This is a genomic window from Paracholeplasma vituli (assembly GCF_025446935.1).
Classification (GTDB): domain Bacteria; phylum Bacillota_I; class Bacilli_A; order Acholeplasmatales; family UBA5453; genus Paracholeplasma; species Paracholeplasma vituli.
In genome coordinates, this window is the sequence record NZ_JAOEGN010000004.1 from 136,203 (window position 1) to 151,741 (window position 15,539).

Genomic DNA, 15,539 nt, shown 5'->3' on the forward strand with positions numbered 1-15,539 from the left:
TTATATCCTATCTTCTGCAAATCCGTAGTTTGAATGATGTCAAAATATCCTTTTTGTGTTACTATATATACGAAATAAAGGTGAAAATATGCAACGCTATTTTTTAAATAAAGAAAATCAAATCCAAAAAGAAGATTTACATCATATCATAAAAGTGATGCGGATGAAAACAGATGATCAAATAGAAATTTGTGATAGTGTTGGACAATGTTTTTTAGTCCGTTTGAATATCGATTCAAATACCGTATCTTATGAAACTATAGCATCTCTTCCTGAACCTAAGAAAAGACATTATATTACGCTTATTCAAGGTTTAGGCAAAGGAGACAAAAACGAATTTGTAATCAAATACGCCACAGAATTTGGGGTAGATGAAATTATTTTTGTCGAAATGAAACGTTCGATTTCAAAAATGGATGAAACAACTTTTATAAAAAAACGAGAACGCTACCTAAAAATTGCTGAGGAAAGTGCTAGACTTTCTCATCGAAATTCGGTTCCAGAGATCACCTTTTTACCTAACTTAAAGTACTTGAAACGGACTTTTGATCATGCGTTTGTCGCATATGAGAATGATCGTAATACGACATTATTAGATAAAATTGAATTAGTTGAAACATCTGATAAAGTTGCATTCTTGGTTGGTCCTGAAGGTGGAATTGATGAGTCGGAAATGGCTTTACTAAAAGAAAACAACTTCATATCCATAGGACTAGGAACACGTATTTTGCAAACCGAAGTGGCGTGTCTTTACGGACTGTCCGTTATCGACGCAGTTATAGAAAGAAAAAGTTCATGATTTCTATTAAAAGGCTTTACAAATCTATATGAATTCGATATAATGATTACGGCTTTAGATTTTAAAGTGCGGAAGGAGGGCAGACATGCCTAAAATCGTAGTACGTGAATCCGAATCAATTGAAGATGCATTGCGTCGTTTTAAACGTGACGTATCCAGATCCGGTACCCTCGCAGAAGCACGTAAACGCGAATTTTATGTGAAACCAAGTGTGGATCGTAAAATGAAGCGCCAAGCAGCTCGAAGCAATAAAAAATAAGCACATCAAATTGTGCTTTTTTCTTTGATAAAATGCTAAGTTTTTAGCTTTATTATGTTATAATAAACCCAGGAGTGGTTAAATGAAATTAAGCATTCAATTGAAAGACCCACAGCAGAGTTACAACATCGTGGGCGCGTTTGACAAGAACTTAGAGGTCTTTAAGACCTATTTTGACCATTTATTGGTGCTGAATGGGATAGAATTTCATACGGATACGACCGATCCTAAAGTGATTTCAATGATGGAGTCGGTATTATCAGTTATGATTGAGATTGCACCCAAGGTCAATATTACCGAACGCGATGTCATTTATTTGATTAAATTAGCTGAGGCGAATGAAATTGATCGTGCAAGTGAACTTTTCTTGAGAAGAAAGCAAATCATTTTGAATCAACAAGGCAAACCAATTTATCCAAAAACATTTACCCAAGCCATCTATGCAGATGCGATTGGACAATCCGATATGGTGTTTGGGGTTGGCCCCGCTGGAACAGGAAAAACATATTTAGCCGTCGCACTGGCTGTCAGTTACTTGAAAGAAAATAAAGTCAAGAAACTGATTCTAACTAGACCTGCCGTTGAAGCTGGTGAATCACTCGGGTTTTTACCGGGCGATTTAAAAGAAAAAGTCGACCCCTATTTAATTCCACTATACGATGCCTTATACGAATTTTTAGGTGTCGAAATGACCAACTCACTATTAGAAAAGGGTGTCATTGAGATTGCACCGCTTGCCTACATGCGTGGACGCACCCTGGAGAATGCTTTCATCATTCTAGATGAAGCTCAAAATACAACCCATACCCAGATGAAAATGTTCCTCACTCGATTGGGGTTTTCATCCAAGATGGTCATCACGGGTGACCCATCCCAGGCAGACCTTCCCAAAGGTGTTTCCTCCGGTTTAAATGAAGCAATTCAAAAACTGTCTAACATTGACGCAATCAAGGTCATCCATTTCAAACGTTTGGATGTCGTTAGAAATCCACTCGTGCAAAAAATTCTAGAAAGGTATGACGACTGATGGAAGTTCAATTTTTTAATCAAACCACAGAAAATACAGAATCAGCTGAAACACTCATTAAACATATTTTTACTTTCATTGAGGAAAACCATGAAATGAACATCATTTTTATGGACAAACCTCAAATTCAAGAGTTGAATCGTACTTACCGAAATATCGATAAAGTAACGGATGTTATCAGTTTTCCAGATCAAGAGGATAACTATATAGGTGATATCTTCATCTGTCTTGAAAGAGCACAAGAACAAGCTGTTGATTACGGTCACAACATCGAACGTGAAATTGGTTTTCTCGCCGTTCACGGATACTTACATTTACTCGGCTATGACCACCATACAGAAGCCGAAGAAAAAATCATGTTCGCGAAGCAAGAAGAAATTCTCAAACGCGCTTCGCTTGAAAGGAAATCATCATGACAAAAGAACAATTGGTCCAAGAAGCAATAAAAGCTCGAAAAAACACGTACTCACCGTATTCGAAGTTTGGCGTAGGGGCTGCCTTGCTCATGAAAGATGGCCAAGTCATTCATGGAGCTAATATCGAAAATGCTTCGTACCCACTCTCCAATTGTGGTGAACGCAGTGCATTGTTCCACGCTTACAGCTTGGGATATCGTAAAGAAGACATCGTCATGATGGCGATCACCGCGGATACTTTAAATCCAGTTAGCCCGTGTGGTGCATGCCGTCAAGTGATCAATGAATTGGTACCGAAAGAAACACCGATTTTGTTATCCAACTTGACCGGTAAGATCAAAGAGACCACCATTCGTGAATTATTACCATATTCCTTTGATGAGATAGAAAATCATGAACACTAAGTTTAGAAGTGGCTTTATCAGCATTGTAGGACGCCCAAATGTTGGGAAATCCACCTTTTTGAATGCCATCATCGGACAAAAGATTGCAATTACATCACCCAAACCTCAAACTACACGTAATCGAATTTTGGGTATTAAAACAACACAAGATTATCAAATGGTATTCGTAGACACACCAGGGATTCATAAACCAAAACATGAACTCGGACGACTATTAGACCAAACAGCACAATCTGCAATTGAGGGCATGGACGCTGTATTATTCATGGTTGATCAAGAAAAAGGTTTGGCTGAAGATCATATTATTCGATTATTTCAAGGCGTTTCTTCACCAGTCTATTTAATTATCAATAAAGTCGATACCTTAAAATCTAAGATTGAAATCGATAAAATCATCATCAGTTATATGAATGCCTACCCGTTTGCTGGATTTTTCCCAATATCTGCAATTGAAGGCACCAATTTAAATCACGTCATGGATGAACTTGTGAAGTGTTTACCAGTTGGATATCCACTTTTTGGAGAAACCGAAGTCACCGATCAAAGTGATTTTCAATTGATGTCCGAAATCATTCGAGAGAAAGTTTTATACCATACGCAAGAGGAAGTACCTCACGCTGTTGCAGTCGTGATTGAACATACCGAAATGAATGCGGGTGTCTATGAAGTTCACGCCACGATTGTGGTTGAACGCAATACCCAAAAGCAAATCTTGATTGGTAAAGGCGGCGACATGCTTAAACAAATTGGCACTGAAGCTCGAAAAGAAATCAACAAAATCCTTGATACCAAGATTCACTTAATATTATGGGTGAAAGTCAAGAAGGACTGGCGTAATCGTCCTTCTGACTTAAAATCATTTGGTTATGACAAAAACGAGTAAAGGGTTAATCTACAAAACCCAAGATTATAAAGAATCCAGTAAACTCTTGTTTGTTTATACTCCATCTGGCAAAATCACATTGGTTGCCAGTGGTGTGAAGAGTTATAAGCATGAGTTTAGAGTATTGTCTCAGTACTTGACTGAAATCGAATTTGCTTATCAAGATAAAGACATGTATCCTTTATCGAAAGCAAAACTAGTCGACGAATTTACTGACTTAAAAAAAGACTATTCAATGCTATCTAAACAAGCCTTAATTTTAGAGATAATCGACCATTTAGTCACTGTTGATCTTGACCATGAAAAAATATATGGTTTAGCCATCGAGATGTTAAGACAGCCGTTTGGATATATGATTTTTGCTTTAAAGTCATTATTTGCTTTTGGTTATCGCTTAAACTTTATCGGAGATGAGCCTACAGGCTTTTCCATTAAGAATGCCTCTGTGACGACGCTTAATCAAAGTGAACATTCCGATATTGATTTAGAAACAACCATTCAAATCGCTGCATTATATTTTTACAAAACTGGGGACTCCATACAATTAGATGCCCCAAAGATTCGACACATTGAACAATTTATAAAGACCTTTTATCGTTATCATATGGAATACGACTTAAAAGGCTTAAAGGAATAGAGAGGGTCCTATGATCAGTTTAGAAAAATTAGTAACATATGCTAAAGCTACCGGTTTTATTTTCCAAGGTTCAGAATTGTATGGCGGATTAGCCAATACATGGGACTACGGTCCGCTCGGTAGTTTACTCAAAAATAATATTAAAAAGGCTTGGTTGAAGAAATTTCATGATGAAAACAGATATAATGTCTTATTGGATTCATCCATTCTCATGAACTCTCAAGTCTGGGTAGCCAGCGGCCACGTGGGTGGGTTTTCTGATCCACTAACTGAGTGCAAGAGCTGTAACACCCGCCATCGCGCAGACAAACTCATTGAAGAACATACCCATAATAGTGTGAATCCGAGTGCTTGGTCACACGAACAACTCCATCAATACATGATGAATGAGAAAGTTGCTTGTCCAAACTGTGGCAAAGTTAATTGGACTGAAATTAAGTCATTTAACCTTATGTTTAAGACTTCCCAAGGTGTCACAGAAAGTGCAGGGAACACCGTTTACCTAAGACCAGAAACCGCTCAAGGGATTTTCATCAACTTCAAGAATATCCAAAGAACGACCCGCAGAAAGGTCCCATTTGGTGTTTGCCAAGTTGGTAAATCTTTCCGTAATGAAATTACCCCAGGTAACTTCATTTTCCGTACACGGGAATTCGAACAAATGGAATTGGAATTCTTCTGCAAACCTGGTACTGAAATCGAATGGTTCAACTATTGGCGTACGTACGCCATTGAATTCCTTCAAACGTTAGGCTTAAAACGTGAAAATCTTGAATTACACGACCATGCCCAAGAAGAACTATCTCACTATTCAAATGCAACTACAGACGTTTTATATCGTTTTCCTTGGGGCTTTGATGAACTTTGGGGGATTGCATCCAGAACGAACTTTGACTTAAATGCACACCAAACCCATTCTAAGGAAAACTTAGAATACTTAGACCCAGATACAAACGAAAAATATTTACCATACGTCGTTGAACCATCCCTAGGGGTAGAACGCTTACTAATGGCTATTCTTACTGAAAGCTATGAAGAAGAAGTTCTTGCAGATGGACAAATCCGTGAAGTTTTACATATCCATCCCGCTTTAGCACCTTATCAAGTTGCGATACTCCCATTAATTAAGAAAAAACATGATCAGTACGCTCTAGAACTACGCGATCAAGTTGCGAAGTATGTTCAAGTAACCTACGATGAAACCCAAAATATTGGTAAACGTTACCGCCGTCAAGACCAAATTGGTACCCCATTTTGTGTCACAATTGATGATGAAACATTAGAAAACCAAACGGTTACTGTTCGTGAACGTGATTCGATGGCTCAGACCCGTATTCCAGTTTCTGAACTTAAAGCATTCTTGTTAGAAAAAACCACATTATAATTCAACAAAGGAGGTCTTTTTATGCCGATAGACCGTCATATAATCGATCAAATCAATGAAAAGACCGATATTGTCGCACTGGTAAGTCCTTATGTTAATCTCGTTAAAAAAGGGAAAAACTATATGGGCCAATGCCCATTTCACGACGATAAAAGCCCTTCGTTCTCAGTATCTCCAGAAAAACATTTAGCAAAATGTATGGCGTGTGGAGAGGGCGGTTCTCCGATTGTCTTTTATCAAAAAATCAAAAATGTATCTTTTCCCGAAGCGGTCAAAGCGTTAGCACAACCACTAGGGATAGAGGTGGATGTTGAAGTGAATTCGAATCCGACCTTGAAAGAACATGAGTTGATGAAAGAAGCCTCTTCCTTCTATACATTCTATTTAAGTAATTCTACCTATGGTAAAACCGCGTTAAATTATCTAGAAAAACGTGGCATTTTGAAAGAAGATATTGCACATTTCGAAATTGGACTCGCTCCAAAAGAAAAAGATGCTTTGTATCAAATCTTAAAGAACAAAGGCTTCGATCCCACCATGATGGTGGATCTCGGCTTAGTAAAACAACGTGAAGACGGTTCTTATTATGATTTAATGACTAAACGCATTACGTTCCCGATTCACGATAAAGAAGGACGGGTCGTAGGGTTTTCAGGTCGTACACTCGAAGATGACCCAGTTAAATATTTGAATACACCCGAAACAAAGATATTTAAGAAGGGTGAAGTCCTTTATCATTTATTTCAAGCGAGTAGAGACATTCGGATGAAGAAAAAAGTCATCCTATATGAAGGCTTTTTTGATGTCATCGCTTCTTATAAGAGTGGCCTAGGTAACGCGGTCGCAACCATGGGTACTGCACTGACTAAACAACAAGCCCTTTTATTAAAACAAGTAACTTCAGATGTTTTAATTGCTTATGATGGAGACAATGCAGGTCAACAAGCGACCATGAAGGCTATTCAAATCTTAGAAGAAGCTAGACTTCGAATCGACATTGTATCGTTGAAAGACGGATTAGATCCTGATGACTACTTAAAGAAATATGGTCCTGAAGCGTTTCAAGTTGCTTTCACGAAAACAGTAGACCCACTTGTCTTTAGTTATGAATTTCATAAAAAAGGCTTAGACCTTAAAAACTCAAACGACATTCAAGAATTCAAAACGAGAATTAAGCGGATGTTGCGACTAAAAGACCAATCGATTCAGGAAATCTACCTAAAACAATTAGCCAAAGATATCGGTTCAAGTTACGATTCGGTGATGCCTAAAGATAATTCTTATGGGACACCCGATCAAAAACCATTTTTGCCAAAACCTAAACCAGCCCCTGTAAAGTCACTGAAAAAATATTACAGCGCTGAAATTCAATTGTTCATTGCGATGACTTTAAATTATGACGATGCTAGACGTATCGATGATGCTCTAGGGACTCAATATGTTGCGGATGTAGATTTATTTAAACTCCGTGGCCATTTGATGTTAGGTTATTATAAGACATACGAGATATTTGACTTAGAAACATATAAGTCCACCCTAACACCTGAACTTTTAGATGTATTTGAATCCAAAGTTGAAAACACACTGGTTTGGAAAATTACACCAAAATTTGAAGAAACCAACATTACAGATTTGCTTTCTGTGATGAAAAATATCATCAATGAAAAGCGCTATATCCAAGTGATGGAAGCCATTAAGAATGAGAATGAAGCGTATACTCAAACCGCTTATGTAGAAGAACAAAAGAAGATTAAAAATCAAATGGAAAAAGGTAAGGTGAAATCATGACTTCAGATGCGAGTTGGATTGAAAGTGTATTAGAGACTTACAAAGAAACCAAAAAAGTACCGCTCAATGATATCCTTGAAATGAGCGAACTTGAAGACCACGAATTCGATGAAATCAAAAAAGCACTCGATCAAGCTGGTTATGAGATTACCTACGATGATGATGAAAACACCCCATTAATTGATACAACTGTTGAGAAGCCTACAGATAATTATCACCGTTATTTAAAGGAAATGGGTGAAATCAATCTTCTGACTCTAGATGAAGAAAAAGATATTACTAAAAAGGTATTTATGGGCCATGAAGCCATGGCACTTGGCATCCAAACTGACCCATCCGCAGAAGCAGAACGTCAAAAAACCATTGGGATAGCTGTTGAAGCGAAAAACCGTCTCATCCTGTCGAATTTAAGATTGGTTGTTTCGATTGCTAAAAAATCTGATGGTAAGATGGACATGCTTGACCTCATTCAAGAGGGAACCATGGGCTTAATGAAAGCTGCCGATAAATTTGATTATCGGATGGGAAATCGATTCTCAACTTACGCTACTTGGTGGATTAAACAATCCATATCTCGTGCGATTGCGAAACAGTCTAAAACGATTCGAATTCCTGTTCATTTAGTTGAAAATTTAAATCGAATGGTTCGTATAAAAAATGAATTGAGATCTAGATTGAATCGACACCCCTCGGATGAAGAAGTTGCGGAAGCACTCGGTGTTAGTTTGGAAAAGCTAGCCTCGTATGAACAACTTTCACAAGAAGTTGTCTCTCTGGATAAATCGGTTGGAACGGAGGAAGACGCTACATTAGCGGACTTTATCGCCTCAAACGTAATGAATCCCGAAGAGTCCTATATGGCTATGAAGGAAAAAGAACACATTTCCTTGTTGTTAAAACAACTTGGACCACGTGACGAACAAGTGATGCGTTATCGCTTTGGTTTGTATGATGGTAAGTATTATACACTAGAAGAAATCGGAAATATCATGGGATTAACCCGTGAACGCATCCGTCAAATCATTTCTAAAAGTTTGGCGACGTTACGTCAAACCCATAAATTGCTTAAATAATAAGGAGTAAATACATGAATTTAGATAAAGTAATCGCCGATTTAATCAAAGTTGGCAAGAAGAATAATAACGAAGTAAACTACAGCGACGTGATTAAACACGCTGCATTTGGGACTCCCGATTATTTAGCGATTGAAGCTGCTCTACTCGATGAGGATATTGACATTATAAATCTTGAAGTCGAAGAAGACTTAATTGAAGAGGTCGAAACCCCTGCTCCTGTCATTGTGGATGACTTAGATGATGTTGAAGATGACCTCGATGAGGATATTGACTTCGATCAGTTATCGTTATCCTCATTAGAAATTGAAGATATCAAAGAAGAAGAACTTTTAAATATTGAATCCTTACCATCCTCGATTAAAGTTGATGACCCAGTTAGAATGTATTTAAAAGAAATTGGCCGTATTCCACTTTTAAGCAGTGACGAAGAAGTCAATTTGGCCATCCGCGTCAACAATGGTCGTTTCGCTCAGGAACAACTCAATGACATGAAAAATGATAATGTCGATATTCCTGAAGATGAACGACTCCAACTAGAAAATATGGTTGAGGATGCAATCTATGCGAAAAACCGATTAGTTGAAGCCAACTACCGTCTAGTCGTTTCGATTGCGAAACGTTATGTCGGTCGCGGTATGCTATTTTTAGACCTTATTCAAGAAGGTAATATGGGACTGATGCGTGCTGTGGATAAGTTCGATCATGAAAAGGGCTTCAAATTCTCAACCTACGCAACCTGGTGGATTCGTCAGGCCATCACCCGTGCTGTAGCAGACCAGGCGAGAACCATTCGTATTCCGGTTCATATGGTAGAAACCATCAATAAGCTCGTGCGTATTCAACGTCAACTCGTACAAGAGTTATCTCGTGAACCATCACCAGAAGAAATTGGTGAACGCATGGGAATTACGGCTGAACGCGTTCAAGCCATTCAAAAGATTGCTCAAGAACCCATCTCATTAGAAGCACCAGTAGGTGAAGAAGACGATTCATCCTTGGGTGACTTTATTTCAGACCCAACTGCACTTAATCCATATGAATATACTGTTCAAGAAATGGTCAAACGTACACTAGATGAAGTCTTAGAAACACTTACAGACCGTGAAGAAAAAGTACTAAGATTACGTTATGGTCTATTGGATGGAAAAACCCATACCCTTGAAGAAGTCGGTAAGGAATTTGGCGTCACACGTGAACGTATCCGTCAAATTGAATCTAAAGCCCTTCGTAAACTTAGACAGCCAAGCCGTCAAAAGAAATTAAAAGACTTTAACTTAACTCGAAAATAATGACTCGAATTGAAGCATTAAGCAAACTGACAAATGGTATCGATACACTCTTAGATATCGGAACAGATCATGGCTACGTCATCATCGATGCACTAGAAAAAGGTTACATCAAACAAGCAATTGCCTGTGAAGTTAACCCTATGCCCTTAGAAAATGCCCGACAAAATATTGCCGCCTCTGGATTGTCAGATCGTGTTCATTTTGTATTAAGTAATGGATTTTTAAATGTTATTAAACCATTTGATGGTGTTTTAATTGCAGGTATGGGCATGCACCTGATAAAAGATATCTTATTACAGCCCCATACTAAAGCGAAAAAATACATCTTACAAGCGAACAATCATATCGATCAATTGCGTGAATTTATTACGAACAATGACTTTAGAATTGTGGATGAAGTAAGTATTTTTGAAAAGTTCCATTATGTGATTTTAGTTGTTGAACCAGGAATCATGAAACTATCCCAAAAAGAATGTTATATTGGACCATTTTTAAAAAATCACCCAGAATCCCTACAGTATTACCTAAATTTACAACGTATCCTAAGTTCTAATCACATGCGCGCAACTGGCGAAAAAAAGCGTCAAATTGCGGTTAAATTGGATTATCTAAGTGAAGTCATTTCGGATTTACAAAAATAATAAATTAGCACTCGAAAGTAATTAATTCGGGTGCTTTTACTTTATAAGTATGTGAATTTTTAAAAAACTATTGAATCTCATTACTTTTGCTTTACATTTTGTTAATTAAAACGATATAATGTTAGTGTATTAGTAAGGGGGGAATTACTATGAACGAAAAGTTAGTTTTTGCACAAGACTTTGAAAGAGCATTGCAAGGACTTAGAAAGAGTGGAATCTACCGTCACAAAAAATATGCTTTAAGTGACGCAGACATTACGCTACTATTCTCAGTCGCATTTGGTGATCCAACAGGGATTAAGCCATCTGCTATAGCAAAACGCTTGAAAGTCACATTACCAGCGATTACTCACAAGATGAACAAGCTTGTGGATGATGGCTATCTAGCACGTAGAGACTCTAAGTCTGACCATCGTGTTACTTATGTACTGCTCACTGAAAAAGGACAAGCTTTTGTTGAAAGTGTCCAAGACGTGTATTATGCACGCATTCAGAAGTTGATGAAACATCTTGGGGAACAAGATACAAAAACATTATTCCGTATCTTGAATAAAATCAACGCAGTAGGGAAACTCTAGTGTAAGAGGGATGGCAACATCCCTTTTTCTTTTCATAAAAAACAGTATTTCATGAAAGTTTTGTCTTTACATTAAAATTGATTTGGGTTATAATAACTTTGCTGTCAAAATTGGTGCAGTAGCTCAGTTGGATAGAGCAACGGCCTTCTAAGCCGTCGGTCGGGAGTTCGAATCTCTCCTGCATCGCCATTTTAGCCAGTTACAGAAACGTTTTAAGCGTTTCTTTTTTCTTTTTAGTACCATTTTTTACTCAAATTAAAGTAAATCGTAATTAATAAGATTTGTTTCATATTTGTCTTCACCATGTCCTAATTTAAACAACAGGTTGATTTTTTGTTAATAACGAAGATAATAATCTTGGCAAGAATTCTAGCGATTAATCGATAAGCTAAATTTTTTAAGATTAATGCCAATCAACAATGGGCATTCTCATTTTTTATAGTATAATAGATATAAAAGTGGGTCCGGTAGCTCAATGGATAGAGCAGTACCGTCCTAAGGTATTGGTTGAAGGTTCGACTCCTTTCCGGATCGCCACTAAAAAATATAAAAGAGGACATAATGAAGAAAATCAGTATTTTGTTTTTAATGTTTACATCCATTTTCATGCTCGTTGCATGTGTTGAAAAACCAATCAAGGTCACATTTGATCCGATGAATGGTGCAGCACCCACAGTTGTTGAAGTGAAAAAAGGAAGTTATATTGATGTACCAGTGAATCCAGAACTGGAGAACTATACCTTCATGGGTTGGTTCATTGGAGATACACCAATGGATTTCAACGAAAAAATAATCATGAATACGCTTATTATTGCGAAATGGGCAGCCATTACTTATGAAGTAACGTTTATCACTTATGGTCTTGAGAACCCAGTTCAAGTCGTTGAACAAGGAAAACTCGCAACTAAACCCACTGACCCAGTAAAAGAAAATCATGCGTTTTCACATTGGGAACTGAACGGCGAAGAATACGATTTCTCGACGCCTGTGATGGCAGACCTTGTTCTACACGCGATTTACACACCAGTTGTCTATACTGTAGCATTTGAAACGTCTGGTGGAACAGTGATTACCAATCAACAAGTGAATAGTGGAAGATTGCTTGCAAGACCTGCGGATCCATTCAAAGCCCACCATTTATTCATGGGATGGTACTTAGGGACTGAAGAGTATGATTTCAATCAACCGGTTAAAGACAATTTGCTCCTTTATGCAAAATGGGATAAAGTAGAATATACTGAGTACTATCGAGGTATTGAAGGTCTAACAGGGAATAATCTGATTACTTTTCTTAACATCTTGCTTAAACAAATGACCGGTAGACCATACGAATTTGGTAACACGGCGCTTCAAGTGACAGACCGTAATCCATTAAACAGTAGCCAATTGATTGAATTTTATACCGGAGCTGCTTATACAGCAACTTGGGATAGTGGTAAAACATGGAATAAAGAGCACGTTTGGCCACAATCCTTACTAAGTTCATCTGCCACCAATGGTGTTGTGAATGTCGCATCTGACCTTCATAACTTAAAGCCATCGAATCCTTCAATTAATACTTCAAGATCGAATAAATGGTACGGACCGATGACTACCACCGTATCCTACTTCCCACAACGCACTGCGATTCATGGGGACATTGCACGTATTTTGTTCTATATGGATATCCGTTACGATGGTTTAAGTCTAGTTAACTTAACTGGTAACCAAGTACCAAACACCTATCAAATGGGCGACCTCGCAACCTTATTGTTATGGCACATTCAAGACCCAGTTGATGATTTTGAAAGAAATCGTAATGATGTCTTGTTTGGGTATCAAGGTAACCGAAATCCATTCATTGATTACCCTGAATTGGTCAGCATCATCTATTATGCTTAGCTCGATAAGTGAACGTTCCTGCGTTCACTTTTCTTATTCTAAAAAGGATTTATAAAGCGTATAATGGGTATAAAGGAGTGATTTACTATGAAACCTATATCTTTAAAAACGCTCGAGAATTTAGAACAATCTTATCAAAAGGATGTTCATCAAAAAGCGATTCGTCGTGCGTTAGCAAAAACACCGATAGACCAAATTGCTTATGTAACTGAAGCTGAATTACATACGCAATTTAGATTTTCAATTGACATCGACACACTACCCGTGACGAATCAAAAAGCCTCTGGGCGTTGTTGGTTATTTGCAGGGCTCAATGTGGTAAGAGAATTGGTTGCGAAAAAGTATGGCTTAAAAGATTTTGAACTCTCACAAAATTACCAAGCATTTTGGGACAAGTTTGAAAAAATCAATTATTTCTTAGAATCTATGGATAATTTCTTAACCTGTGATTCAGATGACCGTACGCTCAAACATTTACTTCAAATGGGAATTCAGGATGGCGGCCAATGGGACATGTTTGTATCACTAGTAGATAAATATGGTGTCGTACCAAAAGACCAAATGCCGGAAACCTATGCTTCATCTAATACTGGCGCTATGAATCGATTAATCAATATTAAGTTGCGAAAATACGCAGCAGAAGCTAGAGCGTTGGCTAAGCAACATCAATTAAAAGAAAAAGATGAACTTAAAGCTCGTGTACTTAAAGAACTTTATGGATTCTTGTGCACTAACTTTGGTTTACCACCTAAAAATGTACGTTTTGAATATGTAACCAAAGATAATCAATATCAGTCAACTACATTTGACTCACCCAAAGCATTCTTTGACCATATTGGGATTAATCTTCACGATTACGCTTCGATTATTCACTCACCTACAGAAGATAAACCGTACCTTCGTAGCTACACCATTGCTTATTTAGGTAATGTTATCGATGGGAAACCGATTATTCATTTAAACTTGCCAATGGAACGTTTAAAAGCACTTGTCATCAACCAATTATCAGATAAAGAGATTGTGTGGTTTGGTGCTGACGTCTCTCGAGATGGGGACCGTGAAAAAGGCATATGGGACAATCAAGCTTACGACTATGAAACAGCCTTCCAGATGTCATTTAGCATGACTAAGGCACAAAAACTCGATTATTTACAAGGTGCCATGAACCATGCGATGGTCATCACCGGTGTAAACTTAATCGATGGTCAAGCAAATAAATGGAAGATTGAAAACTCATGGGGCAGTGAAAAAGGTCAAAAAGGATATTACTTGATGAGTGGGACATGGTTTGATGAAAATACCTATCAAGCCGTAATCCATAAAAAATACCTAACCGATATCGAACTAAAGGCTTATGAAAGTGAGCCAATCGTATTAAAACCGTGGGATCCTATGGGGTCACTTGCAAAATAAAAAAGGACTTTCGTCCTTATTCTACTTTAACGACTTGATCAAAACCAAGACGAACCGATTCAAAACCTGTATCATCCGCTAATCCAATCGATAACGCCATCACGGCCTCATGGTTTTCTAAACCGAAAGCTTGTGGGGCGTTTTGTTTATCAAAACCACCAATTGGGCAGGTATCAAGGCCATAATAGCGAGCTGCAAGCATCAAATTCATCGCGATTAACCCTGCATCTAAATAAGCAATCTTTATGATATCCAATGGGTTAGGGTTTTGGCTTTTGAAGTTGTTGAGTTGTCTTTCTCTAACTTCAGGCGTCATTTTACCCATACTTACAGCTTTGTCATAAATCGCTTCAGCACGCGATGCGAAGCGGGTATCGACGAACACCAAAATCATTGCAGAACTGGTTTCATATTGACTACGGTTCCAATTGAATAAATGACTGTATTTCGCTTTGGCTTCAGCAGATTGAATAACGCGGAAAGTCCAAGGCTGTAGATTGTTGGCTGATGGTGCACGGAGTGCCATTTCAAAAATGGATTCAAGTGTCTTTGATTCTAATTGAAAGGCCTTGTATTTGCGAATTGAACGACGATTCAATATTAAATCGGTGAACTGATTATTTTGTACTAACATAAGATCCCTCTTTTCACCGATAGTATAACACATCTAAAATAATTCAATTTCGAAATATGCCCATAAAAGTGCTTTCAAAACCTCTAAAGGAATTGCCTGAATCAAAACCAAAATATGTTATACTGAATATAGGTGACTAACTATCTAATGTCAAGCGATATTTACAGATAAATACTAAAAACCTCCCGAACAACAAAAAATTGGAGGTATGCTTACAATTATGGATGATTATTTAATCGCCACAGATTTAATAATAAGCTATTGTAGTTTAGTTGAATCGTAATCGAGTTGGTTTGTTTCTAAATGATGAATGATTCGAACTAACTTCTTAGCTAAATGAACGAGTGCTACTCGATGATGTTTACCTTCCTGTTTTTTCTTTAAATAATAGTCGTAAAACACAGGATTGTGAATCATGATGGTCATACAA

16 protein-coding genes and 2 tRNA genes are annotated in these 15,539 nt (G+C 37.6%); 17 read left to right on the forward strand and 1 reads right to left on the reverse strand.

Annotated elements, in window-relative coordinates:
- Nucleotides 1-88 precede the first annotated feature (88 nt).
- The 17 genes from N7603_RS03225 (at nt 89) to N7603_RS03305 (ending at nt 14,475) form a co-directional block, all read left to right on the forward strand.
- Nucleotides 89-799, forward strand: a complete 711-nt coding sequence (locus tag N7603_RS03225; protein WP_262095903.1) for an RsmE family RNA methyltransferase — start codon at nt 89-91, stop codon at nt 797-799.
- A gap of 85 nt (nt 800-884) precedes the next feature.
- On the forward strand, nt 885-1,058 hold the full coding sequence (gene rpsU, locus N7603_RS03230; RefSeq protein ID WP_262095908.1) for a 30S ribosomal protein S21: 174 nt from the start codon (nt 885-887) through the stop codon (nt 1,056-1,058).
- A gap of 82 nt (nt 1,059-1,140) precedes the next feature.
- Nucleotides 1,141-2,085: a PhoH family protein gene (locus N7603_RS03235; RefSeq protein ID WP_262095909.1), complete on the forward strand. Its 945-nt coding sequence runs from the start codon at nt 1,141-1,143 to the stop codon at nt 2,083-2,085.
- Nucleotides 2,082-2,501 carry an rRNA maturation RNase YbeY gene (gene ybeY / locus N7603_RS03240; protein WP_373425349.1) on the forward strand — a complete coding sequence of 140 codons (420 nt, stop codon included), beginning with the start codon at nt 2,082-2,084 and terminating at the stop codon, nt 2,499-2,501. The genes N7603_RS03235 and ybeY overlap by 4 nt, the downstream gene beginning before the upstream one ends.
- A complete protein-coding gene (cdd, locus tag N7603_RS03245) occupies nt 2,498-2,905 on the forward strand; it encodes a cytidine deaminase (RefSeq protein ID WP_262095911.1) in 408 nt (135 codons plus the stop codon). Before ybeY ends, cdd begins: the two co-directional genes overlap by 4 nt.
- Complete coding sequence (gene era / locus N7603_RS03250; protein ID WP_262095912.1) at nt 2,895-3,788, forward strand: GTPase Era; 894 nt, start codon at nt 2,895-2,897, stop codon at nt 3,786-3,788. Before cdd ends, era begins: the two co-directional genes overlap by 11 nt.
- Complete coding sequence (recO, locus tag N7603_RS03255) at nt 3,772-4,425, forward strand: DNA repair protein RecO (protein WP_262095913.1); 654 nt, start codon at nt 3,772-3,774, stop codon at nt 4,423-4,425. The genes era and recO overlap by 17 nt, the downstream gene beginning before the upstream one ends.
- Before the next feature lie 10 nt (nt 4,426-4,435).
- Nucleotides 4,436-5,809 carry a glycine--tRNA ligase gene (locus N7603_RS03260; RefSeq protein WP_262095914.1) on the forward strand — a complete coding sequence of 458 codons (1,374 nt, stop codon included), beginning with the start codon at nt 4,436-4,438 and terminating at the stop codon, nt 5,807-5,809.
- Nucleotides 5,810-5,830: 21 nt separating this feature from the next.
- A complete protein-coding gene (gene dnaG, locus N7603_RS03265; RefSeq protein WP_262095915.1) occupies nt 5,831-7,597 on the forward strand; it encodes a DNA primase in 1,767 nt (588 codons plus the stop codon).
- Nucleotides 7,594-8,670 (forward strand): sigma-70 family RNA polymerase sigma factor, encoded by a 1,077-nt coding sequence (locus tag N7603_RS03270; protein WP_262095916.1) that lies wholly within the window; start codon nt 7,594-7,596, stop codon nt 8,668-8,670. Before dnaG ends, N7603_RS03270 begins: the two co-directional genes overlap by 4 nt.
- 14 nt (nt 8,671-8,684) lie before the next feature.
- Nucleotides 8,685-9,962, forward strand: a complete 1,278-nt coding sequence (rpoD, locus tag N7603_RS03275; RefSeq protein ID WP_305071967.1) for an RNA polymerase sigma factor RpoD — start codon at nt 8,685-8,687, stop codon at nt 9,960-9,962.
- Complete coding sequence (locus N7603_RS03280) at nt 9,962-10,603, forward strand: tRNA (adenine(22)-N(1))-methyltransferase (RefSeq protein ID WP_262095917.1); 642 nt, start codon at nt 9,962-9,964, stop codon at nt 10,601-10,603. Before rpoD ends, N7603_RS03280 begins: the two co-directional genes overlap by 1 nt.
- Before the next feature lie 149 nt (nt 10,604-10,752).
- Entirely contained in the window at nt 10,753-11,181 is a 429-nt protein-coding gene (locus tag N7603_RS03285; protein WP_262095918.1) for a MarR family winged helix-turn-helix transcriptional regulator, read from the forward strand.
- A 112-nt stretch (nt 11,182-11,293) separates the two neighbouring features.
- Nucleotides 11,294-11,370: transfer RNA gene (locus tag N7603_RS03290), tRNA-Arg, on the forward strand.
- A gap of 272 nt (nt 11,371-11,642) precedes the next feature.
- Nucleotides 11,643-11,718 (forward strand) — tRNA-Arg (locus N7603_RS03295).
- Nucleotides 11,719-11,742: 24 nt separating this feature from the next.
- The gene (locus N7603_RS03300) at nt 11,743-13,062 is read left to right on the forward strand and encodes an InlB B-repeat-containing protein (protein ID WP_262095919.1); all 1,320 of its coding nucleotides are present in this window, start codon (nt 11,743-11,745) and stop codon (nt 13,060-13,062) included.
- 87 nt (nt 13,063-13,149) lie between these two features.
- Nucleotides 13,150-14,475, forward strand: coding sequence for a C1 family peptidase (locus N7603_RS03305; protein ID WP_262095920.1), 1,326 nt, complete (start codon nt 13,150-13,152; stop codon nt 14,473-14,475).
- A gap of 16 nt (nt 14,476-14,491) precedes the next feature.
- Here N7603_RS03305 and N7603_RS03310 read toward each other — a convergent pair whose 3' ends face one another.
- Nucleotides 14,492-15,109 (reverse strand): nitroreductase family protein, encoded by a 618-nt coding sequence (locus N7603_RS03310; RefSeq protein ID WP_262095921.1) that lies wholly within the window; start codon nt 15,107-15,109, stop codon nt 14,492-14,494.
- Nucleotides 15,110-15,539 lie beyond the last annotated feature (430 nt).